The organism is Sutcliffiella cohnii, from assembly GCF_002250055.1.
Taxonomy (GTDB): domain Bacteria; phylum Bacillota; class Bacilli; order Bacillales; family Bacillaceae_I; genus Sutcliffiella; species Sutcliffiella cohnii.
The window spans coordinates 4,657,423-4,681,240 of record NZ_CP018866.1; the positions used below are offsets into that span (position 1 = coordinate 4,657,423).

21 protein-coding genes and 2 tRNA genes are annotated in these 23,818 nt (G+C 35.4%); 21 read left to right on the forward strand and 2 right to left on the reverse strand.

Annotated elements, in window-relative coordinates; translation table 11 throughout:
• Positions 1 to 116: 116 nt before the first annotated feature.
• The 11 genes from pth to BC6307_RS23340 all read left to right on the forward strand — a co-directional run bounded on the left by pth (position 117) and on the right by BC6307_RS23340 (position 10,906).
• Positions 117 to 677: an aminoacyl-tRNA hydrolase gene (gene pth / locus BC6307_RS23290; RefSeq protein WP_094366351.1), complete on the forward strand. Its 561-nt coding sequence runs from the start codon at positions 117 to 119 to the stop codon at positions 675 to 677.
• 76 nt (positions 678 to 753) lie between these two features.
• Positions 754 to 984 (forward strand): anti-sigma-F factor Fin, encoded by a 231-nt coding sequence (fin, locus tag BC6307_RS23295; RefSeq protein WP_066418045.1) that lies wholly within the window; start codon positions 754 to 756, stop codon positions 982 to 984.
• Positions 985 to 1,049: 65 nt separating this feature from the next.
• On the forward strand, positions 1,050 to 4,586 hold the full coding sequence (mfd, locus tag BC6307_RS23300; RefSeq protein ID WP_066418042.1) for a transcription-repair coupling factor: 3,537 nt from the start codon (positions 1,050 to 1,052) through the stop codon (positions 4,584 to 4,586).
• Between the two features lie 294 nt (positions 4,587 to 4,880).
• A complete protein-coding gene (gene spoVT, locus BC6307_RS23305) occupies positions 4,881 to 5,417 on the forward strand; it encodes a stage V sporulation protein T (RefSeq protein ID WP_066418041.1) in 537 nt (178 codons plus the stop codon).
• A 227-nt stretch (positions 5,418 to 5,644) separates the two neighbouring features.
• Positions 5,645 to 7,222 carry a putative polysaccharide biosynthesis protein gene (locus tag BC6307_RS23310; protein ID WP_066418037.1) on the forward strand — a complete coding sequence of 526 codons (1,578 nt, stop codon included), beginning with the start codon at positions 5,645 to 5,647 and terminating at the stop codon, positions 7,220 to 7,222.
• Between the two features lie 16 nt (positions 7,223 to 7,238).
• Positions 7,239 to 8,705: a bifunctional methyltransferase/pyrophosphohydrolase YabN gene (yabN, locus tag BC6307_RS23315; protein ID WP_066418034.1), complete on the forward strand. Its 1,467-nt coding sequence runs from the start codon at positions 7,239 to 7,241 to the stop codon at positions 8,703 to 8,705.
• Positions 8,706 to 8,719: 14 nt separating this feature from the next.
• Positions 8,720 to 8,989, forward strand: coding sequence for an RNA-binding S4 domain-containing protein (locus BC6307_RS23320; protein WP_066418032.1), 270 nt, complete (start codon positions 8,720 to 8,722; stop codon positions 8,987 to 8,989).
• 69 nt (positions 8,990 to 9,058) lie between these two features.
• Positions 9,059 to 9,364, forward strand: a complete 306-nt coding sequence (yabP, locus tag BC6307_RS23325; RefSeq protein WP_066418030.1) for a sporulation protein YabP — start codon at positions 9,059 to 9,061, stop codon at positions 9,362 to 9,364.
• Positions 9,361 to 9,999: a spore cortex biosynthesis protein YabQ gene (yabQ, locus tag BC6307_RS23330; protein ID WP_066418026.1), complete on the forward strand. Its 639-nt coding sequence runs from the start codon at positions 9,361 to 9,363 to the stop codon at positions 9,997 to 9,999. Before yabP ends, yabQ begins: the two co-directional genes overlap by 4 nt.
• A 13-nt stretch (positions 10,000 to 10,012) precedes the next feature.
• Positions 10,013 to 10,408 (forward strand): FtsB family cell division protein, encoded by a 396-nt coding sequence (locus BC6307_RS23335; protein WP_066418020.1) that lies wholly within the window; start codon positions 10,013 to 10,015, stop codon positions 10,406 to 10,408.
• 78 nt (positions 10,409 to 10,486) lie between these two features.
• Positions 10,487 to 10,906 (forward strand): S1 domain-containing RNA-binding protein, encoded by a 420-nt coding sequence (locus BC6307_RS23340; RefSeq protein WP_066418018.1) that lies wholly within the window; start codon positions 10,487 to 10,489, stop codon positions 10,904 to 10,906.
• A 187-nt stretch (positions 10,907 to 11,093) separates the two neighbouring features.
• Here BC6307_RS23340 and BC6307_RS23345 read toward each other — a convergent pair.
• Both BC6307_RS23345 and BC6307_RS23350 read right to left on the reverse strand, forming a co-directional pair.
• Positions 11,094 to 11,165 (reverse strand) — tRNA-Glu (locus BC6307_RS23345).
• Positions 11,166 to 11,173: 8 nt separating this feature from the next.
• Positions 11,174 to 11,250, reverse strand: a tRNA-Met gene (locus BC6307_RS23350).
• Between the two features lie 292 nt (positions 11,251 to 11,542).
• Here BC6307_RS23350 and spoIIE point away from each other — a divergent pair.
• The 10 genes from spoIIE (at position 11,543) to cysK (ending at position 23,800) form a co-directional block, all read left to right on the forward strand.
• Positions 11,543 to 14,020 carry a stage II sporulation protein E gene (gene spoIIE, locus BC6307_RS23355; RefSeq protein WP_066418013.1) on the forward strand — a complete coding sequence of 826 codons (2,478 nt, stop codon included), beginning with the start codon at positions 11,543 to 11,545 and terminating at the stop codon, positions 14,018 to 14,020.
• 87 nt (positions 14,021 to 14,107) lie between these two features.
• On the forward strand, positions 14,108 to 14,845 hold the full coding sequence (locus tag BC6307_RS23360) for a VWA domain-containing protein (RefSeq protein ID WP_066418010.1): 738 nt from the start codon (positions 14,108 to 14,110) through the stop codon (positions 14,843 to 14,845).
• Complete coding sequence (locus BC6307_RS23365) at positions 14,811 to 15,800, forward strand: protein kinase domain-containing protein (protein ID WP_066418008.1); 990 nt, start codon at positions 14,811 to 14,813, stop codon at positions 15,798 to 15,800. Before BC6307_RS23360 ends, BC6307_RS23365 begins: the two co-directional genes overlap by 35 nt.
• A 115-nt stretch (positions 15,801 to 15,915) precedes the next feature.
• Entirely contained in the window at positions 15,916 to 17,331 is a 1,416-nt protein-coding gene (gene tilS, locus BC6307_RS23370; RefSeq protein ID WP_066418006.1) for a tRNA lysidine(34) synthetase TilS, read from the forward strand.
• Between the two features lies 1 nt (position 17,332).
• Entirely contained in the window at positions 17,333 to 17,881 is a 549-nt protein-coding gene (hpt, locus tag BC6307_RS23375) for a hypoxanthine phosphoribosyltransferase (protein ID WP_066418004.1), read from the forward strand.
• Between the two features lie 86 nt (positions 17,882 to 17,967).
• Complete coding sequence (gene ftsH, locus BC6307_RS23380; protein ID WP_066418001.1) at positions 17,968 to 19,905, forward strand: ATP-dependent zinc metalloprotease FtsH; 1,938 nt, start codon at positions 17,968 to 17,970, stop codon at positions 19,903 to 19,905.
• 245 nt (positions 19,906 to 20,150) lie between these two features.
• The gene (locus tag BC6307_RS23385) at positions 20,151 to 20,930 is read left to right on the forward strand and encodes a type III pantothenate kinase (protein ID WP_066417999.1); all 780 of its coding nucleotides are present in this window, start codon (positions 20,151 to 20,153) and stop codon (positions 20,928 to 20,930) included.
• Between the two features lie 15 nt (positions 20,931 to 20,945).
• On the forward strand, positions 20,946 to 21,827 hold the full coding sequence (gene hslO / locus BC6307_RS23390) for an Hsp33 family molecular chaperone HslO (protein WP_066417997.1): 882 nt from the start codon (positions 20,946 to 20,948) through the stop codon (positions 21,825 to 21,827).
• Between the two features lie 11 nt (positions 21,828 to 21,838).
• On the forward strand, positions 21,839 to 22,777 hold the full coding sequence (locus tag BC6307_RS23395; RefSeq protein ID WP_066417995.1) for a peptidylprolyl isomerase: 939 nt from the start codon (positions 21,839 to 21,841) through the stop codon (positions 22,775 to 22,777).
• Positions 22,778 to 22,873: 96 nt separating this feature from the next.
• A complete protein-coding gene (cysK, locus tag BC6307_RS23400; protein WP_066417993.1) occupies positions 22,874 to 23,800 on the forward strand; it encodes a cysteine synthase A in 927 nt (308 codons plus the stop codon).
• Positions 23,801 to 23,818: the final 18 nt, after the last annotated feature.

The window sequence follows — 23,818 nt, forward strand, 5'->3', positions numbered from 1 at the left end:
ATAAAGCACTATATTTAAATGTTTGAATCATTACATTATTTTTTGGAAGGTGTTTCATGATACAATTGTTACGTTCCATATTTTCAAAGCAAGAGGTAGAAGTAGGTGAAGAAGGCATGAAAGTAATTGTCGGACTTGGAAACCCAGGGCCAAAATATGCTGAAACAAGACATAATATTGGCTTTATGGTTATCGATGAATTGGCTAATAGATGGAATATCTCTTTAACTCAATCAAAGTTTAAAGGACAATTTGGGCAAGGACTAATAAATGGTGAAAAAGTAATTCTTGTAAAGCCGTTAACATATATGAACTTATCTGGAGAATGTATAAGACCATTATTAGATTATTATAAAGTGGAAATAGAGGACATTTACGTCATATATGATGATTTAGACCTTCCAGTAGGAAAATTAAGATTAAGGCAAAAAGGTAGCGCAGGTGGACATAATGGTATCAAATCATTAATACAACATCTTCAGACGCAACAATTTAATCGTGTTCGAATGGGAATTGATCGACCTACAAATGGTCAGCCTATTTCAGATTACGTTTTAGGGAAATTTACAGTGGAAGAACGTCCAATTGTACAAGAATCTGTCGAACAAGCAGCTAAAGCTTGTGAAGAATCAATGAAAACTCCATTTTTACAAGTCATGAATACATTTAATCAATAATAGAATGGTTTAAAAGCTGTATAACATTTTCCTTCCATGTTTATACTAATCTTAAAAAGCACGGGAGGAAAACAAAGTGGCTATTCATTACCATTGTAGACACTGCCAATGTGGTGTTGGAAGTATTGAGAATGCTTCCGTTTTTTCAGAAGCACTAGGCTTTCATCATTTAAGTGACGATGAGAGACAAGAGATGATTTCATATCAACAAAATGGTGATATACATGTACAAACAATATGCGAAGATTGTCAGGAGGCACTTAATAGAAATCCTGATTTTCATCAATATGAAAAATTTATACAATAATGACACTTGCTTTGGTACTTGCCAAAGCCTTTTTGTGTCAAAACATTAAGGAGAGGAGGGCTGGTATGAAAAGTAGTTTTATTCCTTATTTTAAAGAAAACGATGATTTTCAATCTGTAATTGTAGGTGTAGAGGAAGGTTTGCGGGAGCAGCTAGTAGCTGGTTTGTCTGGATCGGCTAGAACATTATTTATTACATCGATGTATGAACAATTACAAAAGCCTATCGTAGTGTTAACACACAATTTATATCATGCGCAAAAATTGTACGATGATTTTACAAATCTTTTTTCAGAAGATGAACTTTATTTATTTCCAGCAAATGATGTATTAGCAGCTGAGGTTGCAATTGCCAGCCCAGAGCTTAAAGCACAAAGGTTAGAAGTGTTAAACTTTTTGGCGAAACAAAAAAAGGGAATTATTATTGCTCCATTAGCAGGAGTGAAAAAAATATTACCACAACGGGATATGTGGCTTCAGTCAATAATGACATTTGAAGTTGGAAAAATAATAGAGTTAGATTCATTGGCTGAAAAACTTGTTCGACTTGGGTATCAGCGTGTTGGAATGGTGTCAACACCAGGTGATTTCAGTATCCGTGGTGGAATTATTGATATTTATCCATTAACGGAAGAATATGCTGTGAGGATTGAGTTATTTGACGATGAAGTTGATTCAATTCGTTATTTTAATGTAGAAGATCAACGCTCTCAAAAAAGTGATACGAAGGTTGAAATTGGGCCTGCAACAGAGGTTTTATTATCCAAGCTTGAAATGATGCGTGGAGCAGAGAAATTAGAGCATTTATTAGCTAAATCAATCAAAAAGGTAAAAGAAGAAAAAGTAAAGCAACTGTTAGCTGAAAACATTACACATGAAATAGAGACGGTAAGGTCAGGCCAAGAAGTAAAAGAGATAAATAAATATTTATCTGTCTTCTACGAAAAGCCAGCTAGTTTACTAGATTATTTACCAGAAGATGCAATAGTTATTATGGATGAAATTAGTCGACTTCAAGAAACTGCGGAATCGTTGGATAAGGAAGAGGCAGAATGGCTTACAGAGTTAATAGCTGAAGGGAAAATAGTTCATGATGTAAAGTTAACCCATTCTTTTATTCAAACATTACAAAAGAAGGTACGCCCTTACGTTTATTTATCGTTATTTTTACGTCATGTAAGTCATACGCATCCAGAAAATCTAGTAAATCTTTCTTCGAAGTCAATGCAACATTTTCATGGTCAAATGCATTTACTTAAAAATGAAATGGACAGATGGCAAAAAGCGGGTTATGCAGTTGTTGTATTAGGTTCGAACGAAGAACGTATGGAAAAATTAGAAGCAGTCCTTTCCGATTATGACATTGAAGCTAGGAAGCAAAAAAGCAATTCACCTATCTTACATGGACAAGTACAATTGTTAGAAGGAGACTTGCAATCTGGTTTTGAGCTACCACTTCAAAAACTAGCAGTAATAACAGAAGAAGAACTTTTCAAAAAGAAAGCGAAAAAACTACAAAAGAAAAGACAAAAACTTTCTAACGCTGAGAGAATAAAAAGCTATTCAGAATTAAATGTTGGCGACTACGTAGTACATATAAACCATGGAATAGGAAAGTACTTAGGAATCGAAACGCTGCAAATTAATGGTGTTCATAAAGACTATTTACACATTAAATATCAAGGTACCGATCAACTATACGTTCCAGTTGAACAAATTGATCAAGTTCAGAAATATGTAGGCTCTGAAGGTAAGGAACCGAAAGTATATAAACTTGGTGGAACAGATTGGAAGAAAGTGCGGAAAAAAGTAGAGTCATCTGTTCAAGACATAGCAGATGATTTAATTAAGCTTTATGCAGAACGTGAAGCTAGTATAGGATATGCATTTTCTCCAGATGCTGAAATGCAACGTGAGTTTGAAGCGTCTTTCCCATACAACGAAACGGAGGATCAATTACGATCCATCCTAGAAATAAAGAAGGATATGGAAAGAGAAAGACCGATGGACCGTCTTTTATGTGGAGATGTTGGTTATGGAAAGACAGAGGTTGCAATCCGGGCAGCATTTAAAGCGATAATGGATGAAAAACAAGTAGCAATACTAGTACCTACGACGATATTAGCTCAGCAACATTACGAAACAATTAGAGAAAGATTTCAAGATTACCCTATTAATATCGGTTTGTTAAGTCGATTCCGTTCAAGAAAACAACAGCAGGAAACGATGAAAGGTTTGGCCAATGGAACGGTCGATATTGTGGTTGGAACACATCGTCTTTTATCAAAAGATGTTAAATATAAAGATTTAGGTTTATTAGTTATTGATGAAGAACAACGGTTTGGTGTAACACATAAGGAAAAAATTAAAAAATTAAAAGCGAATATTGATGTATTAACGTTAACTGCTACACCGATTCCGAGAACGCTTCACATGTCCATGCTTGGAGTTCGTGATCTATCTGTAATTGAAACGCCGCCGGAAAACCGCTTCCCTGTTCAAACATATGTGATGGAATACAATGGTGCGCTAGTGAAAGAGGCAATTGAAAGAGAGATGGCCCGCGATGGTCAAATATTCTTTTTATACAATAGGGTAGAGGATATTGAAAGGAAAGCGGAGGAAATTTCGATGCTTGTCCCAGATGCTCGGGTTATTGTAGCGCATGGTAAAATGACAGAGAATGAACTTGAATCGGTTATCCTTCAGTTTTTAGAGGGAGAAGCAGATGTGTTAGTTAGTACAACTATTATCGAAACAGGAGTCGATATTCCGAACGTAAATACACTTATTGTGTTTGATGCCGACCGTATGGGTCTTTCCCAACTTTACCAGCTAAGAGGTCGAGTAGGAAGGTCTAACCGTGTTGCATATGCTTATTTCACATATCGAAAAGATAAAGTGTTAACAGAAGTCGCAGAAAAAAGACTTCAGGCGATAAAGGAATTTACTGAACTTGGATCTGGATTTAAAATTGCGATGCGAGATTTATCAATACGTGGAGCAGGTAACTTATTAGGAGCGCAACAGCATGGATTTATTGATTCTGTCGGATTTGATATGTACTCTCAATTATTAAAAGAAGCTATTGAACAAAGAATAGGAACAACTAACGAAGAAAAGCCTCATGAGGTAGAATTAGATGTGGAACTCGATGCTTACTTACCAGATGTATATATATCAGATAGTCGCCAAAAAATCGAGATATATAAGCGTTTCCGAGGATTAGACTCAATAGAAGAAATCGAGGAGTTAAAAGAGGAACTTTTAGATCGTTTTGGAGAATATCCTAAGGAAGTTCAATATTTATTAAAAGTATCAGAAATTAAAGTGCTAGCAAGATTAGAAAAAATTGACTCCGTAAAACAGCAAAAGCAACAGGTTACGATTCTATTTTCAGAAGAAGCGTCACAAACAATAGATGTGATGAAATTATCTCAGCTCATAGCAAAATATGGACGCCACGTAGGTGGAGGACAAGAAGGAACGAAATTTAAACTTGTTGTTGCAACAAATAAAATGAGCGATGACGAGTGGTTAGATTGCGTGAAAGAAATACTAGAACAATTAAGAACGTTAAAAAAAGAAAACGTTAGTGCTTAAAATAATAAAATAAACTTCTCCGTACTAGTATGCATGTTGCTAGTAAAGGAGAAGTTTTTTTATACATCAAAAAAATCAATATTAGAAAAAAAGGTTTAAGAATGCCTTTTCATGTCTATATAAATACTGGGGTAATTTTCTTCTACAAAAAAACTTTCCCAACATGTATATAAACCACCAGAAGTTAGATACTAATTTCAACAAAGGTGAATTATTCAATAGAAGGATAAATTGATCAATTCAACCAAATTAAATCATCTCTTTTTATCATCGGATGAAGGAGGCAACTTAGAAATGAAAGCAACTGGTATTGTACGTCGTATTGATGACCTCGGGAGGGTCGTTATACCGAAAGAAATTAGAAGAACGTTACGTATTCGTGAAGGAGATCCTTTGGAAATCTTCGTAGATCGAGATGGGGAGGTTATTCTAAAGAAATATTCTCCTATTAGTGAACTTAGTGATTTTGCGAAAGAATATGCAGAAGCCTTGTATGATAGTTTAGGGCAACCGGTTTTAATTTGTGACAGAGACACGTTTATCGCGGTTGCTGGTGGATCAAAGAAAGAATACTTAAACAAAAGTGTAAGTGACGTAATTGAACGTGCTATGGAAGAAAGAGGATCTGTACTAGTAACGGACGAGCAACAAGTTGCAATTGTTGACGGTAATACAGAAACACTTACGTCTTATACTATCGGAGCAATTGTAGCGAATGGTGATCCCATCGGTGCAGTCGTCATTCTTTCTAAAGACAAGGCACTTGGAGAAGTAGAACAAAAAGCAGTAGAAACAGCGGCTGGGTTTTTAGCGCGTCAAATGGAGCAATAAGAACAAGAACCGCAATCAAAAAAGCAGTAGGGGAAACCCTATTGCTTTTTCTTTTGAAAAGCATCGTGAAACTGCAGAAGCGGACTAACTAAAACATTAAAAATGACCTAATAGTTGATGTTCCTCTTATTTACGTGGGAATCGCGTCCCTCCCACCGCTACCCAAATGTAAACAGCTGGTGATATAATGGAGAAACTGGAATTAGAGAAAATTAGGCGGTATACAAATGAATAACAGTAAAAACGTAACAGGGCATGTACTAAAAGGTGCAGCTATATTATCCATTGCTGGAATCATAACAAAAATATTAAGTGCAGCGTATAGAATACCTTTTCAAAATATAGTAGGTGACGTAGGCTTTTTTATCTATCAACAAGTGTACCCTATTTACGGGATTGCACTTATTTTGTCTACATATGGCTTTCCTGTCGTTATTTCAAAATTAATTGCAGAATTCCCAGAAGAAGAACAACTTGAAGCAACAAGGAAAATTGGGAAAATATCATTTATATTTTTGAGCATAGTTGGTACGTTATTTTTTATCTTTTTATTTTTTAATGCCCAGTTAATAGCGAATGTTATGGGGGATGAGCAGCTAACAGGGTTAATTCAACTTTCTGCTTTTTCATTTTTGTCCCTATCAACTCTTTCTGTCATGAGAGGGGTGTTTCAAGGGCGAAATGAAATGGTACCAACAGCAGTTTCACAAATTGTGGAACAAACATTTCGAGTAGGACTAATTATTTTCTTCTCCATTTATTTAGTATATAACGAATATAATTTGTATTACGTTGGTAAAGGAGCTATATTAGCATCAGTCATTGGTGGAATGGCAGCTATCATTGTTTTACTTGTATTTTTAGTGAAGTCCAAGCAGCTTACTAACAGGACAAGTGTTAAAAAAACAAATATTTCTAGCTATACGATTATCCAAAAACTATTAACTCAAGGTATTACTATTTGTATAAGTAGTTTACTACTAATTTTAATTAACATGGTCGATGCTTTTACTGTTTATAGAAATATGGTGGAAGTGGGGATAGATGAAACTGTCGCCAAGGGGTTAAAAGGTATCTATGACCGTGGACAACCTTTTATTCAATTGGGTACTGTTGTGGCAACGGCCTTTTCTTTATCGCTAGTCCCCGCTATAACGATGGCGATAGTGCGAAAAGAACAGAAAGAAATAGAAGATAAAATAAATTTATCTCTAAGAGTAAGTATCGTCATTGGGTTAGGCGCATCATTTGGTTTAGCACTATTAATGAAACCAATTAATACAATGTTATTTATGAATGACCATCAGTCTAGCGTATTAATGATTCTTTCTTTTTCGATTCTTTTCAGTAGTATTGCATTAACGGGTGCAGCCATTTTGCAAGGGTTGGGCTTTCCTTATACGCCTGCTTTTATTGTAGCGATAGGTGTAGGATCTAAATATATATCTAACATCCTATTATTACCGAAATACGATATATTAGGTGCAGCTATTGCGACGGTTCTGTCATTATTTATCGTTGCAAGTATTATGTTAGTAATAATTTATAATAAAACGAGGAGACCAGTGCTCAATAGCAGTTTTATTTGGACTTTAGGGAAAGCTACTGTCTTCATGAGTGTAAGTTTATTACTTTATTTGCAACTACCTTTGAATTTAGATAATAGAGAAATTGTAAGGTCTTTTTTAGGAGTAATAATTGGTGGAGCGATATTTTTATATACAATAATAAGGGGACATTATTTTTCAAAGGAGGAACTATTATTACTTCCTCTTGGTAAAAGAATAGCTAGACTTTTAAATTAACTAGGATGGTGAAAGTATGAAACGAATCAACATAGTAGGTTTAGGTGCTGGAGATCTAAATCAACTTCCTTTAGGTATATATAAACATTTAAAAAACAGTCAATCATTGTATTTACGTACAAGTGAACATCCTGTAGTAAAAGAGCTAGAGCAGGAAGGTCTTTCGTTTGAATCGTTTGATTACTTGTATGAAGAGCACGAACAGTTTGAACAGGTCTATGAAGCAATTGTGCAAGTTTTATTACAAAAAAGTAGTGAAAACGATGAAATTACATATGCTGTTCCAGGGCACCCACTAGTTGCCGAAAGAACGGTACAACTACTTTTGGAAGAAGAAAAGCGAGGAAATATTGCTGTGGAAATAATAGGTGGACAGAGTTTTCTCGACCCGATGTTCTCCGCAATTGGTTTAGACCCTATTGATGGGTTTCAATTGTTGGATGCGACAAGTTTAAATAGAGATGATATTCAACTATCTTCTGCGCTCATTATTGGCCAAGTGTATGATGCTTATGTAGCTTCAGAAGTAAAGCTAACGTTGATGGAACTGCTACCAGATGATTATACAGTTTATTTAGTAACAGGAGCGGGTACAAGTGAAGAGAAGATAGTTGAAGTTCCTTTATATGAATTAGATAGGGTAACAACATTAAATAATTTAACGAGTGTATACGTACCAAAAGTTGAAGACCGCGCACTACTTAATCATCAGTTTGCTTCTTTCCGGGCAACTATCGCTACTTTAAGAGGGCCAAATGGCTGTCCTTGGGATAAAGAACAAACGCATGAATCGCTAAAGAAATATTTGATAGAGGAAGCATATGAGCTTATTGATGCGATTAATGGTGATGATATAGAAGGTATAATAGAAGAGTTAGGTGACGTTCTGCTTCAAGTAATGTTACATTCCCAAATTGGTGAAGATGATGGGTATTTTTCTATTGATGATGTCATACAAACAATAAATGAAAAGATGATTAGAAGACATCCGCATGTTTTTGCTAAAGTGGAGATAGAAACTGCAGATGATGTTGTGACAAACTGGGAAGCGATAAAAAAGGAAGAGAAAAAAGAGAGGCAGCAAAGTAACCTACTTGATACTGTGTCTAAAAGTTTACCAGCCTTATCAAAAGCGTTTCATTACCAAAAGAAAGCAGCGAAAGTTGGGTTTGACTGGGGAGAGACGGATCCGATTTGGGACAAAATTTATGAAGAATTAAAAGAACTACAAGAAGAGTGGAAAAAAGGTCACCATGATCTAAAGGTGAAAGAAGAGTTTGGCGACCTACTATTTGCACTCATTAACATAGGGCGTTATTACAAAATAGATCCAGAAGACGCATTAACTGTTACGAATCATAAATTTTATAATCGTTTTAGTTACATAGAGGGTCGAGTAAAAGAATTAAAAAAAGATTGGGACGAATTTTCATTAGAACAGCTAGATGCATTTTGGAATGAAGCAAAAAAATTAGAAAAGTAAAAGGGGTATGTGAGATGAGATTAGATAAATATTTAAAAGTATCAAGAATTATAAAACGTCGTACATTAGCTAAGGAAGTAGCTGAAAAAGGTAGAATATCGATTAATGGTGTTCAAGCAAAAGCTAGTAGTAACGTAAAAGCTGGCGATGAACTGACATTACATTTTGGTCAAAAAATTGTAACTGCTAAAGTTAACCATATTCAAGAAAATGCAAAGAAAGAAGAAGCGTCTTTAATGTATACGATTATAAAAGAAGAAAGAATAGAACAAGAAGAAGTTTAGAGCTTGTTCTAAAAAAGATTCTCTCTCATATATATGTACTATTAATAGTCTTAATAGTGAGGGATGAATATGAACCAATATTATGAACAGAATCAACCATCAAAAAGTAATATTCAAGATCAAGACATTGTTATGCGAGGCAGAAGGTTATTAGATATTACAGGAGTAAAGCAGGTTGAAAGCTTTGACAATGAAGAATTTTTATTAGAAACGGTAATGGGTTTCCTGGCGGTTAGAGGTCAAAACTTACAAATGAAAAACCTTGATGTAGACAAAGGAGTAGTGTCTATAAAAGGTAAAATTATGGAAATAATTTATTTAGACGACCAGCATGCAGACAAAACTAAAGGCTTCTTTAGTAAGTTGTTCAAATGAGTTTAACTATACAATTTTATACAATGGCCGCAATGATAGGTGTTGGAAGCTGGTTAGGTGCGGCGATTGATACGTACGGACGGTTTTTACAAAGAGAAAAAAGAGCTAAATGGTTCATCTTCATTAATGATGTGCTCTTTTGGCTCTTACAAGGTTTAATTACCTTTTACGTCTTGCTGCTGGTCAATGAAGGAGAACTACGTTTTTATATATTAATTGCCCTACTATGTGGCTATGCTGCATATCAAGCACTATTGCGGAATATTTTTTTAAGGTTACTTGAAACACTTATTCAATGGACCATTAACTTGTACCTTGTTTTAGAAAAGATCTTCCGATTGATCATTGTTCGACCGATTCAAGCAGTCGTACAAGCTATCATTGTGCTTATAATAGCTATTGGTAAAGGATTATATAATATTGGGAAAATGCTAGTAATCTTACTATGGAAAGTTACGTTAGTGTTATTATGGCCTTTAAAAGCAGTTGGATTAATTCTGTGGAAATTGACTCCTAATTTTGTCAAAAAGTATTTGGAAATTTTTATTCGCAAATTAGCAGGATTTTATGAGATAATAAAGAATACAACAGTGAAGGTTATAAAATATTTGAAAAATTTCCGAAAGGTGCGCTAAAGGAGGAAGACGTATGAGCACTGCTAATAATGATAAGGTAAGTCAAATTCGTTCACAATACTATCAACAGCTAGAAGAAGAACAGCAAAAGAAAATAAAAAAAAGACGCGGTCTATATATGCGACTAGCAGTGTTTTTTACTTTCACCTTAATAGTAGCGGGCTTTATCGGAAAGGCTTTTTATAATCAGCATGTCGTACTAAACGATAAGTTAGAGCAGAAAGAAGTATTGGAACAAAAGTTAAGTCAGCTACAAAAAGAACAACAACATTTAGAAGATGAGATTGTAAAATTAAATGATGATGAGTATATATTAAAGATCGCAAGGCGAGATTATTTTATGTCAGAAAAGGGAGAAATTATCTTTAATATCCCTAAACAAAAGGATAGAGATACCTCGTCATATTGACACCTTAATTTTGCTCTAGTTATAATAGAGGTAAAGTGAATTATTTTTTTAAAGATTTTAAGGAGGAACATTTTTTTTATGTCAATCGAAGTAGGCAGCAAATTACAAGGGAAAGTAACAGGTATAACAAATTTTGGTGCGTTTGTGGAGCTGCCAGGTAATATAACTGGTTTAGTTCACATTAGTGAAGTAGCGGATAACTATGTAAAAGACATTAATGAGCATTTGAAAGTCGGCGATGAAGTTCAAGTGAAAGTTATTAATGTTGAAAAAGATGGAAAGATTGGTCTTTCTATTAAAAAGGCTAGTGAAACTTACCGTGAACCACAACAACGTTCCAACCAGCAACGCCCGAAAAAGCAGCGTGACGATTTCCGTCCGAAGGAGAACTTCGAACAAAAAATGGCTCGCTTCTTAAAAGATAGTGAAGACCGTTTAGCTTCTTTAAAGCGTAATACCGAATCAAAACGCGGAGGTCGTGGAGCAAGAAGAGGATAATTTGCTGCTGAAATCCACATATATAGAAGAAATAATAAGATACAAGTTAAACCACATTCGTATAGAGTGTGGTTTTTTATATTTCATAATTTTATAATAACTAAATGTGAAATGAAAACGATCAGCCTTAAAGTGTTAGTTCTGGCAAATAGAAAAAGACATTCTCTCTTGAGAATGTCTTTAAGTATGACCCGTACGGGATTCGAACCCGTGTTACCGCCGTGAAAGGGCGGTGTCTTAACCGCTTGACCAACGGGCCTAAAATTATGGTAGCGGCGGAGGGAGTCGAACCCACGACCTCACGGGTATGAACCGTACGCTCTAGCCAGCTGAGCTACACCGCCATAATTCAAAAACTTTTTTAAAGCACAAGGAATATAGTACTAGCATATTGCATATATGTCAATATAAAAAGTTAATGAAAGAAAATTTAAACATTTTCTCCCCTTTTCTGTTGCCATTTTACAAAATATGAAGCGAAAAGATGACAAACAGAAAAGGATTGTGACATCTTTTCTGCCATTAACATGAAATAAGTCGAACATTTCTTCTTTTTACTGTAGTTACTTTGACAAATCTTTCTCTTCTGTCCTTATATAATGTTCACAACAATGAAAAACGGGAGAGGATTTTTTTATGGAAAGAAATATGGCACAGGCAATATCGGAAGTTCCAATGGAAAAAATTCAAAAAGGTTATTTACTACCGTTTAAAAAAATGAAGCAGTATGTAATGACTGTACTGTTTCGCCAAGGATTTCTTTTAGTTTTTATCGGCTTTCTGTTGGGACGAGCTCTAATATTAGGTGAAATTACACCATTTGCATTACCGTTCTTTGCGGCAGTCTATTTAATGAGACCGAAAAGAGCAGGTTTAACGTTAATTGCGTTAGTTTTAGGAGCTATTACGATCTCTGGATTTACGGCCTTGCATATAGGTGGTGGTATTTTATTATTAGCGTTGTTAATGAAATGGACAAGGTCTTTAAAATACGAAACGCTAAAACTATTACCATTTCTCGTATTTACAGCTGCTTTTCTATCAAAGGCTGCTTTACATTACATGACTTCCGAAATTGTCATGTATGACTGGATGATGATTGGTGTAGAGGCAGGACTAGGCTTTATATTGACGCTCATATTTTTACAAAGTATTCCGTTATTAACGATGAAAAAGAAAAAACAAACGTTTCGTACGGAAGAAATAATTTCACTTATTATTCTTCTAGCCTCTGTTCTTACTGGTACAATCGGTTGGTCCCTTTATGAAATGGAAGTAGTACACGTATTATCTAGATACTTAGTGTTATTATTCGCATTCGTTGCAGGGGCAACAGTTGGGTCTACAGTAGGAGTAGTAACTGGGTTAATTTTAAGTTTAGCTACTGTTAGTAGTTTGTATCAAATGAGTTTGTTAGCGTTCGCCGGGCTATTAGGTGGATTATTAAAAGAAGGGAATAAAGTAGGTGTTTCTGTAGGGTTACTATTAGGGACATTGTTAATCGGTATATACGGAGAGGGATTCCAAACATTACTACCATCTTTATTGGAATCATTAATAGCTGTTACCATCTTTTTATTTACACCAAAAAAAGCTATTTCATCTATTGCAAAACATATACCAGGAACAGCAGAATATGCTGCTGAACAGCAGTTGTATATGCGGAAAGTAAGAGATGTAACAGCGAACCGAGTAGATCAATTTTCACAAGTGTTTCAAGCGCTATCCAATAGCTTTTCAAAAATTCCATTTCAACACGACCAAGAAGATTATAGTAAAGATATCTTTTTAAGTAATGTTACGGAAAAAACATGTCAGTCGTGTTTTAAAAAGGAGCAATGTTGGGCGCAAAAATTTCAACAAACATATGAATTAATGAATGATATGATGGACGAAATGAATAACGGAACATATACCTCGAATATTAAACTTCAAAAACAATTTGAACGGCATTGTTCTAAAGCAGACAAAGTAAAAACGGCAATGTCACAAGAGTTATTACATTATCAGGCAAGTAATAGTTTAAAAAAACAATTGAAGGAAAGTAGGAGATTGGTAGCGGATCAATTATTAGGTGTTTCACAGGTAATGGAAGACTTTGCAAAAGAAATTCAAAGGGAACGTGAAAATCATTATGCACAAGAAGATCAAATTTTAGAGGCAATGCAAGCTTTTGGAGTCGAAATTGAACATGTAGAGATATATTGTTTAGAACAAGGGAATGTAGATATAGAAATGACAATTCCGTTCTGTAATGGCCATGGTGAGTGTGAAAAATTAATTGCTCCGATGCTTTCGGACATTTTACAAGAAAATATAGTAGTGAAAAATGAAGATTGCAATGCAGACAATAACGGATATTGTCACGTATCGTTTAGTTCTGCCAAAACTTATATAGTGAATTCAAGTGCGGCTCATGCAGCGAAAGGTGGGGGGTTAGTTTCAGGTGATTGTTACTCGACGATAGAGCTAGGGTTAGGGAAATATGCAGTAGCAATTAGTGATGGGATGGGAAATGGAGAGAGAGCACATTTTGAAAGTAACGAAACGATTAAACTACTTCAAAAAATCTTACAATCAGGAATCGAAGAAAGAGTGGCAATTAAATCGATTAACTCTATTTTATCGTTGCGCACAACAGATGAAATTTTTACAACGTTAGATTTAGCGATTATCGATTTGCAAGATGCATCTGCTAAATTTTTGAAGGTCGGTTCAACTCCAAGCTTTATTAAGAGAGGAGATAAAGTTATTAAAATTGAGGCTAGTAATCTTCCAATGGGTATCATCCAAGATTTTGATGTGGACGTTGTAAGTGAACAACTGAAAGCAGGAGATCTACTCATCATGATGAGCGATGGAATATTTGAAGGACCAAAACATGTCGAAAACTACGATTTATGGATGAAGCGGAAAATATCAGAAATCCAAACAGAGGATCCACAAGAAATTGCCGACCTTTTAATGGAGGAAGTAATCCGTACCCGTTCTGGCCATATTCAAGATGACATGACGGTAGTCGTTTCGAAAGTACAAAGAAATACTCCAAAGTGGGCATCGATTCCTGTCCATCAATATATTTCGAAAAAACCAACAATGAAAGCAGCATTATAAATTACGAAATCTAGTAAAATATGTATAAAAAACTCCCATCTAGGCGATGATGCTAATGCGTATGTAAGCATTAGGAGGGGATGGAAAATGTATAAAGGTACATTAAAACAAATTCTATTAATTACAGACGGGTGTTCAAATTCAGGTGAAGACCCAATTGCAATGGCGGCATTAGCACGAGAGTATGGAATTACAGTAAATGTTATCGGAGTCATGGACCGTGATGTTATTGATGATAGAGGAATGAAAGAAATTGAAGGTATTGCAATGTCTGGTGGGGGGGTAAGCCAAGTAGTGTATGCTAAGCAGCTGTCACAAACAGTACAAATGGTTACCCGTAAAGCGATGACGCAAACATTACAAGGTGTTATTAATAAAGAACTACAGCAAATATTAGGTCCGAATTCTAGTATGGAAGAATTACCTCCAGAAAAACGAGGAGAGGTTATGGAAGTAGTAGATGAGCTAGGTGAAACAGTTTCACTTGAAATTTTAATTTTAGTAGATACTAGTGCTAGTATGAAGACAAAACTTCCAACGGTAAAGGAAGCGTTGTTTGACCTTAGTTTAAGTCTAAATGCTAGAATTGGCCATAATAGCTATGGGGTATTCGTTTTCCCGGGGAAGCGCCAAGAAGTAGAAAAAGTGTTAGATTGGACACCAAAGCTTGAATCACTCTCTACTATTTTTCCAAAACTAACAACAGGTGGTATCACACCTACTGGTCCAGCAATTCAAGAGGCAATTTCCCACTTTAAGAATAATAGTGGCATAAGGAGCAAGGTGGCTTATGATGAACAGTACATGGAAGAGTCCGGATTATAAAATCGTCCCTGGGACAACGGTTGTTGGGAAATGGCATAAAAATCGTTACAGCATAATAAAAACACTTGGGTACGGGGCGACAGGTCATGTCTATTTGGCGAATTGTACAAATGGAGAGCAAGTAGCTCTAAAGATAAGTGATAATAGTCTTTCGATTACTTCGGAAGTTAATGTATTACGTCATTTTGAGAAGGTCCAAGGGTTTGCCCTCGGACCTTCTTTAATCGATGTAGATGATTGGGAAATAATGCATGGAAAATCGATTTCTTTTTATGTGATGGAATACGTTCGAGGAGAAAGCTTTCTCACCTTTATTAACCAAAGAGGGCAGGAATGGATAGGTATATTAATTTTACAGTTGCTTTCTGATTTACATATATTACATAAGGAAGGTTGGGTGTTTGGTGACTTAAAACCAGACAATTTAATGATTTCTCTACACCCACCAAAAGTGAGAATGTTAGACGTAGGAGGTACTACGTTAAAAGGTAGATCAGTAAAGGAATTTACGGAGTTCTTTGACCGAGGATATTGGGGCTTAGGAACAAGAAGAGCAGAAGAGTCGTATGATTTGTTTTCAGTAGCAATGATTATGATTAATGCTGCCTATCCAAACCGTTTTGAAAAAGACGGTAGAGGTGTTTTACAATTAAAAGAAAAGATTAAACATCATCCTTTTTTATTAGCGCATGAAAAATTCCTTACTAGTGCATTGAACGGGAACTTTGTGAATGCTTTACAAATGAAGGAAGCTTTAGCAAAAAGTTTGAGTAACGCACCAAGAAACAAGGAAAAAATAACAAAGGTTACAAAAACTAAAACTGTTACAAGTAGAGTAGCTCGAAGAAACCAAAGAAAGACAAAAAAGTTTATTAAAAGATTTTCAGAAACTATCGTGTTAGTTGCGGTCGTTTGTATGATTTATTTTCTTTATGTTTACAGTCACCTATTATAGGGTAAAAGTCATTTGCTAACTTTTTTAAAAAAATGATGTTTCTTTTTTGCTCTTAAGTAAGTGAAAATGATACGATAAGCATTGAAAATGACATTTATGGAAAAGAGTTTAGTATATGAAGGAAAAAGTGTTAGCCTTTATAAAAAAGCATAAATTATTGAAGAGTGGAAAAACGGTTGTTGTTGGTGTAAGTGGAGGAACGGATTCTGTCTGTCTATTACATTTGCTAAAGAGCATACAATTAAGTAAAAACATAACAATTATATGTGCTCATGTAGACCATATGTTTAGAGGAAAAGAATCGGAAGAGGATCTGTATTTTGTAAAGGCTTTATGTGAACAATGGGACATTCCGTTTGAATCTACTCAAATTAATGTTACTGATTTTATGAAAAAGCGAAAAATGAGCTCACAGACAGCTGCAAGAGAATGTCGTTACCACTTTTTTAAAGAAGTAATGAAAAAATATAAAGCCGAATACTTAGCTCTTGGGCATCACGGTGATGACCAAATTGAAACAATGTTAATGCGGTTCGGAAGAGGTGCAGTATCATTAGGTTATGCAGGTATTCAACCTTTACGTCCATTTGCAACTGGATTTCTCATTCGTCCACTTTTATGCGTAGATAAAGACGAGATTGAGAAATACATAAACGATGAAAATCTTCCGTACCGAACGGATCCTAGTAACAAAGAGAATGCTTATACAAGGAATCGAATAAGGCATTTTGTTCTTCCTTCATTAAAAGCTGAATTTCCAACAGTTCATGAAAAATTCCAAACGTTTAGCGAGCGGTTAACAGAAGATGAATTGTACTTACAGGAATTAACGCATCAAAAAATGAATAAAGTAATGAAAAGTAAAGAAGTAGGCTCCGTTAAAATCGACAGAAATGAATTCTGTTTACTGGCAAAACCTTTACAAAGAAGAGGGATTCAACTAATATTAAAATATCTCTATAATAATGAAATTCCTCCAGCTTTATCCTCTATACATATTAATAATTTATTATCGTTATTAACAAGTGAACATCCTTCAGGTTCATTGGATTTTCCAAACGGATTAACGGTTAAACGTTCTTATAATGAATGTTTGTTTACTTTTGAAACGGAAAGTAATCAACCGTATGCATTAACTGTAAATATTCCAGGGAAAATTATTTTACCTAGTGGGGATGAGGTTAATTGTGCAGTTTTAGCAGAATTTAAAAAGGATATTCGTAAATCCTCTAATACAGCTATAGTTGACTTAACGCACGTAACGTTACCGCTAATTGTAAGATCTAGAATATTTGGTGACCGAATTCAACTTAAAGGAATGGTTGGGAGTAAGAAGGTAAAAAATATATTTATCGACCAAAAAGTCCCTATACATGAGCGGAGTCGCTGGCCAATTATTACAGATAAAAACGGTAATATATTATGGGTTCCAATGTTAGCACGATCAATCTATGAAGCAAAAGAGGATACAGGTGGTCCAGTTTTACTTATTACATGGAAGTCGAGTCGAAGTTTGGGAGGCAATTATTGAAATGAATCAAGATATTGAAAAAGTACTTTACAGCGAAGAACAACTACAAGAAAAAATAAGAGAGTTAGGCAAGCAATTAACGGAGGAGTATAAGGATCGTTTTCCGTTAGTCATTGGCGTTTTAAAAGGTGCAATGCCATTTATGGGAGACCTTATTAAACGTGTCGATACATATTTAGAATTAGATTTTATGGATGTATCAAGCTATGGAAACTCTACAGTTTCCTCCGGTGAAGTAAAGATTTTAAAGGATTTAGATACTTCTGTTGAAGGTCGAGATATTTTAATTATCGAAGACATTATTGACAGTGGTCTAACTCTTAGTTACTTAGTGGAGCTATTTCGCTATCGTAAGGCTAAATCCATTAAAATCGTTACATTGTTAGATAAACCGACAGGAAGAAAAGCGAACATCAAAGCGGATTACGTAGGATTTATCGTACCAGATGAGTTTGTAGTAGGGTATGGGCTAGATTATGCAGAAAAATATCGCAACTTGCCTTATATTGGTGTTTTAAAACCAGAAGTTTATACTAATAATGAAGAATAATATTCATTCAAAGTACATTTCTTGAATGGAATTAATTCTCTATGATACTATTGTCTTTAGCTTGTTATTGCGGGAGGAGGTAAGGGATGAACAGAATATTTCGTAATACAATATTTTATTTATTAATCTTTTTAGTTGTCATTGGTGTAGTTAGCTTTTTTAACAATCCTGGAACAAATCAGGAGCCAATGTCTTATAGTGAATTCATTCAAGAACTAGAAGGCGGAAGAGTAGAACAGTTTTCTATTCAACCGGTCCGTTCAGTTTATGAAGTAAGAGGTTCCTTAGTAGGGGCTGAAGAAGGGAAAACATTTATTGTTGATGTCCTGCCTAGTGGTTTAGAAAGAATCGAAGCTTACGCTGCACAAAACCCTGGTGTAAAGGTAGAAAAGGCACAGGAAACTAGCGGTTGGGTTACATTCTTTACTTCAATCATTCCGTTTGTCATCATCTTTATTTTATTCTTCTTCCTACTCAACCAAGCACAAGGTGGCGGAAGCCGTGTAATGAATTTTGGTAAGAGTAAGGCAAAACTGTATAGTGAAGAGAAGAAAAAAGTGAAATTTAAAGATGTAGCAGGTGCGGATGAAGAAAAACAAGAACTTGTAGAGGTTGTAGAGTTTTTAAAAGACCCAAGAAAATTTTCTGAATTAGGAGCGCGTATTCCAAAAGGAGTTCTTTTAGTGGGACCTCCTGGGACAGGTAAAACATTATTAGCTCGTGCTGTTGCTGGTGAGGCGGGAGTTCCATTCTTCTCTATCAGTGGATCTGACTTTGTTGAGATGTTTGTTGGTGTCGGGGCATCACGTGTTCGTGACTTGTTCGAAAATGCAAAGAAAAACGCGCCGTGTATTATCTTTATTGATGAGATTGATGCTGTAGGTCGTCAACGTGGAGCTGGTTTAGGTGGAGGTCACGATGAGCGTGAGCAAACCTTAAACCAATTACTAGTTGAAATGGATGGTTTTGGAGCAAACGAAGGTATTATTATCATCGCCGCAACAAACCGCCCAGATATTTTAGACCCTGCATTATTACGTCCAGGACGATTTGACCGTCAAATTACAGTTGACCGTCCAGACTTAAAAGGTCGTGAAGCAGTACTTAAAGTACACGCTCGCAATAAACCACTCGATCAAAATATTGATATGAAAACTATTGCTATGCGTACTCCTGGATTTTCAGGTGCAGACCTAGAAAACTTACTTAATGAAGCAGCTTTAGTTGCAGCAAGGCAAAATAAAAAGTATATTGACATGTTAGATGTAGATGAAGCAATCGATCGTGTCATTGCAGGACCGGCTAAAAAGAGTCGTGTTATATCAGAAAAAGAAAGAAATATTGTTGCTTACCATGAAGGTGGTCATACTATTATCGGTGTCATGTTAGATGAGGCAGATATGGTACATAAAGTAACAATCGTTCCACGCGGTCAAGCCGGTGGTTACGCAGTAATGTTACCTAAAGAAGATCGCTACTTCATGACAAAGCCGGAGCTATTAGATAAAATTACTGGACTATTAGGTGGCCGTGTCGCTGAAGAAGTAGTATTTAACGAAGTAAGTACGGGAGCTCACAACGATTTCCAACGTGCAACGAATATTGCTCGTAAAATGGTTACCGAATATGGAATGAGTGATAAACTTGGACCATTACAATTCGGTCAAGCATCAGGTGGTCAAGTTTTCCTAGGTAGAGACATCCAAAATGAGCAAAATTATAGTGATGCTATTGCACATGAAATTGATATGGAAATCCAACGTATCATTAAAGATTGTTATGAACGTGCAAGAACTATTTTAACGGAAAATAGAGATAAACTAGAAATCATTGCACAAACGTTATTAGAGGTTGAAACGCTAGATGCAGAACAAATTAAACATTTAGTTGATCACGGCACTCTACCAGAAAGACCAGAACCGAAGTTAGACACTCCGAAAGAGGATGATGTAAAAGTAAACATTAACTCTAAAAGAGATGACAATGAAGAAAAAAAGGATAAAGACAATACAAAATCCGAATAATAAAAAGATGCCGTAATGGCATCTTTTTGTTTGTTTAATACAAGTTTTTAAAACGACACTTATTTTAAGAAACAAAGTATTTTATCTACATAAAAAAGGGAACATTAAGTCGAAAAGAGTAGAATAATCCACGTGCATGTCGAAAAAACATTTCCCGAGAAATAGAACGTTTGTATAAACATAAGAAAACATTGTATGGTATGATGTTGCCATGAATTATTCTTAAGCAAAGTTGGGGTATACATATGATATTTGTCTTAGATGTAGGGAATACAAATACTGTGCTAGGCGTTTACGAAAAGGATAAGCTTGTTCATCATTGGAGAATTGAAACAAGTCGTAATAAGACAGAAGATGAATACGGGATGATTGTAAAAAACTTATTACAACATGTTGGAATATCATTTAAAGATTTCAATGGAATTATTATTTCCTCCGTAGTACCTCCCATTATGTTTTCTCTAGAAAGAATGTGCAATAAATACTTTGGAATTAATCCGATCGTAGTAGGTCCTGGAATTAAAACTGGACTAAACATAAAATACGAAAACCCAAGGGAAGTAGGGGCAGACCGAATTGTAAATGCTGTTGCTGCGATTCGTGAATATGGAAGTCCTTTAATTATTGTGGACTTTGGTACTGCTTCTACCTATTGTTACATAAACGAGAAAAAACAATATATGGGTGGGGCTATTGCACCTGGGATTGGAATATCTACAGAAGCGTTATATTCAAGAGCAGCTAAACTTCCAAGAATCGAAATCGCAAGACCAGAGGGGATAATTGGAAAAACAACAGTAAGTGCAATGCAAGCAGGGATCTTATACGGGTACGTTGGACAAGTCGAAGGAATTGTTGAGAGAATGAAGCAAGAAAGTAAAGAAAAACCTAAAGTTATTGCAACAGGAGGATTAGCAGAATTAATAGCAAAAGAATCAAAAGTTATTGATATAGTGGATCCGTTTCTTACGTTAAAGGGTTTATATTTAATATATACAAAAAATAAAAGAGAAGAGGACATATAGAAAGGAGTTTCACCGATGAAAGATTACTTAGTAAAAGCACTAGCGTTTAATGGACAAGTGCGTGCATATGCTGCCAATACAACAGAAACTGTAGCGGAGGCCCAAAGAAGGCATTATACGTGGCCGACTGCATCTGCTGCACTCGGAAGAGCAATGACAGCAACTGTGATGATGGGCAGCATGTTAAAGGGAGACAACAAAATTACTGTGAAAATTGATGGAGGAGGTCCATTAGGGACTATTCTTGTAGATAGTAATGCTAGTGGAAGTGTGCGTGGTTATGTGCAAAACCCACAAACACATTTTGAATTAAATAAGCATGGGAAATTAGATGTTGCACGTGCAGTTGGTACGAACGGAACATTATCGGTCGTAAAAGATATTGGAATGAGGGATCATTTTTCTGGTCAAACAGAAATTGTTTCTGGAGAACTTGGGGAAGATTTCACATACTATTTTGTTGTTTCTGAGCAAGTTCCGTCAGCGGTAGGAGTTGGTGTTTTAGTCAACCCTGACAATTCCATTTTAGCAGCTGGGGGCTTTATTATTCAGCTATTACCTGGAACAGATGACGAAACAATTAACATTATAGAATCAAAAATTAATAATATGACGCCAGTATCTAAATTAATTGAAAAAGGCTTAACGCCTGAGCAATTAATCGAAGAGATATTAGGTAAAGAAAATGTAAAGTTTTTAGAAACTGTCCCAGTTCACTTTCAGTGTAAATGCTCAAGAGAACGATTTGAAAGTGCAATTATTTCATTAGGAAAAGATGAAATACAGGAAATCATTACAGAAGGTGGCGAAGCAGAAACGCATTGTCATTTTTGCAATGCAAAATACAATTTTACAAAAGAAGAATTAGAACAAATGTTAGATCAAGCAAAAGGATAAGGTAAAAATATATGTTGCACTATATTAAAAGGTTATCAAAACAAACGTTATGGTATTGTGTTATTGGGTTAATTGTAATAAATATTATTACAATTGTTATTACAACAAACAAAGCTAATAGCAAATCACAGGAAGTTGTTAGTTTAGTGCAAAGTGTTGATGATGTAGTTGCGGAAGTTGATGAGACACCGATAACGAAATTAGTGCTACTGACAGAACTAGAAAAGCGTTTCGGATCAGAAGTGTTACAGGAGTTAGTAAACAGAAAAGTTGTTAATGTAATGGCTAATAAATATAACATTACCATTTCAGATGAAGAAGTAGATCGAGAATGGAAGCTAATTAAGACCATCTATCAGCATAATACGAATTTTTCTTCGAATTCTGTAGAAGAGATGAAAGAACATATTCGTACTAGCCTTCAATTAGAGGAATTATTAGTTAAAGACGTAACCATTCCTGAGGATGAAGTACAAAAATTTTATGAACAAAATAAAGTATTATACAATATTCCAGAGTCATACCATCTTTCACAAATTATCGTAAATGATAAAGAAACAGCAGAACAAGTAATGAAAGAATTGAAAGAAGGCTCCAGTTTTTCTGCTCTAGCAATGGAAAAGTCGATAGATGATTTATCAGCAAATCAAGGTGGCGATATTGGTTATTTATCTTCTCAGCATATCGGGAATTATCCAGAAATATATATAAAAGAGGCTAGTGAGTTACAAAGTGGAAAGTGGAGCACCCCTATTCAACTAGAGGACGAAGCTTATGCCATTATTTACTTGCATGAAAAGATAGATGCTACAAACTTTTCTTATGAGGATGTGAAAGACCAAGTTCGTCGTATGTTAGCACTAGAACAAATTGAGGAACCAGTCCGAGTAGAAATGTTTTGGAATGAAGTTGGTGTTGAATGGCTTTACGACAACGAGGAAACGAATTAATTTTTGAAAAGCCTAATTGATTGACAATTTCGACCATTAAGTGATTTAATAAGATTAAATCCGATAAGATTACTTAGTTATTAAGGGGCTGATAATATGGTTCGTGTAGCAAACTCGATTGATGAGCTTGTAGGGCAAACGCCAATTGTGAAGTTAAACCGTATAGTAGAAGAAGAAATGGCAGATGTTTATTTAAAACTAGAATTTATGAATCCAGGTAGTAGTGTAAAAGATCGTATTGCTTTAGCGATGATTGATGATGCAATAGCAAAAGGGGAATTAAAAGAAGGAGATACGATTATTGAACCGACTAGTGGTAATACAGGAATCGGTTTAGCAATGATAGCAGCATCAAAAGGACTTAAGGCTATTTTAGTAATGCCTGAAACAATGAGCATGGAGCGTCGAAACTTACTACGTGCATACGGTGCTGAGCTAGTGTTAACTCCAGGACCAGAAGGAATGGGTGGAGCGATTCGTAAAGCAGAGGAACTTGCTGCTGAAAAGAACTTATTCATGCCACAACAGTTTAATAATGAAGCAAACCCAGAAATACATCGTAAAACGACTGGGAAAGAAATCGTTGAACAGATGGGTAACCAGTTAGATGCTTTTATTTCAGGGATTGGAACAGGTGGTACGATCACAGGAGCAGGAGAAGTTTTAAGAGAAGCTTATCCTGATATAAAAATTGTCGCAGTAGAACCAACAGATTCACCAGTTCTATCTGGAGGTAAACCAGGTCCACATAAAATTCAAGGAATTGGAGCTGGATTTGTTCCATCCATTTTAGATACGAATATTTATGATGAAATAATTACTGTGAAAAATGAAGAAGCTTTTGAATATGCTCGACTTGCTGCGAAGAAGGAAGGGCTTCTAGGAGGTATTTCTTCTGGTGCTGCAATATTCGCTGCACTTAAAGTTGCAAAAGAATTAGGTAAAGGGAAAAAAGTATTAGCGATTATACCGAGTAATGGTGAACGCTACTTAAGTACTCCTTTATATCAATTTGAAGACTAATTATTAAAAGGTATGAAA

Bases quoted from the DNA above. Each gene is read 5' to 3' on its own strand.
- spoVT (WP_066418041.1), top strand. From the start codon at position 4,881: ATGAAAGCAACTGGTATTGTACGTCGTATTGATGACCTCGGGAGGGTC.
- BC6307_RS23320 (WP_066418032.1), top strand. From the start codon at position 8,720: ATGAGATTAGATAAATATTTAAAAGTATCAAGAATTATAAAACGTCGT.
- yabN (WP_066418034.1), top strand. From the start codon at position 7,239: ATGAAACGAATCAACATAGTAGGTTTAGGTGCTGGAGATCTAAATCAA.
- BC6307_RS23340 (WP_066418018.1), top strand. From the start codon at position 10,487: ATGTCAATCGAAGTAGGCAGCAAATTACAAGGGAAAGTAACAGGTATA.
- mfd (WP_066418042.1), top strand. From the start codon at position 1,050: ATGAAAAGTAGTTTTATTCCTTATTTTAAAGAAAACGATGATTTTCAA.
- cysK (WP_066417993.1), top strand. From the start codon at position 22,874: ATGGTTCGTGTAGCAAACTCGATTGATGAGCTTGTAGGGCAAACGCCA.
- BC6307_RS23385 (WP_066417999.1), top strand. From the start codon at position 20,151: ATGATATTTGTCTTAGATGTAGGGAATACAAATACTGTGCTAGGCGTT.
- yabP (WP_066418030.1), top strand. From the start codon at position 9,059: ATGAACCAATATTATGAACAGAATCAACCATCAAAAAGTAATATTCAA.
- hpt (WP_066418004.1), top strand. From the start codon at position 17,333: ATGAATCAAGATATTGAAAAAGTACTTTACAGCGAAGAACAACTACAA.
- yabQ (WP_066418026.1), top strand. From the start codon at position 9,361: ATGAGTTTAACTATACAATTTTATACAATGGCCGCAATGATAGGTGTT.
- BC6307_RS23335 (WP_066418020.1), top strand. From the start codon at position 10,013: ATGAGCACTGCTAATAATGATAAGGTAAGTCAAATTCGTTCACAATAC.
- pth (WP_094366351.1), top strand. From the start codon at position 117: ATGAAAGTAATTGTCGGACTTGGAAACCCAGGGCCAAAATATGCTGAA.
- BC6307_RS23360 (WP_066418010.1), top strand. From the start codon at position 14,108: ATGTATAAAGGTACATTAAAACAAATTCTATTAATTACAGACGGGTGT.
- hslO (WP_066417997.1), top strand. From the start codon at position 20,946: ATGAAAGATTACTTAGTAAAAGCACTAGCGTTTAATGGACAAGTGCGT.
- BC6307_RS23365 (WP_066418008.1), top strand. From the start codon at position 14,811: ATGATGAACAGTACATGGAAGAGTCCGGATTATAAAATCGTCCCTGGG.
- ftsH (WP_066418001.1), top strand. From the start codon at position 17,968: ATGAACAGAATATTTCGTAATACAATATTTTATTTATTAATCTTTTTA.
- spoIIE (WP_066418013.1), top strand. From the start codon at position 11,543: ATGGAAAGAAATATGGCACAGGCAATATCGGAAGTTCCAATGGAAAAA.
- BC6307_RS23395 (WP_066417995.1), top strand. From the start codon at position 21,839: ATGTTGCACTATATTAAAAGGTTATCAAAACAAACGTTATGGTATTGT.
- BC6307_RS23310 (WP_066418037.1), top strand. From the start codon at position 5,645: ATGAATAACAGTAAAAACGTAACAGGGCATGTACTAAAAGGTGCAGCT.
- tilS (WP_066418006.1), top strand. From the start codon at position 15,916: ATGAAGGAAAAAGTGTTAGCCTTTATAAAAAAGCATAAATTATTGAAG.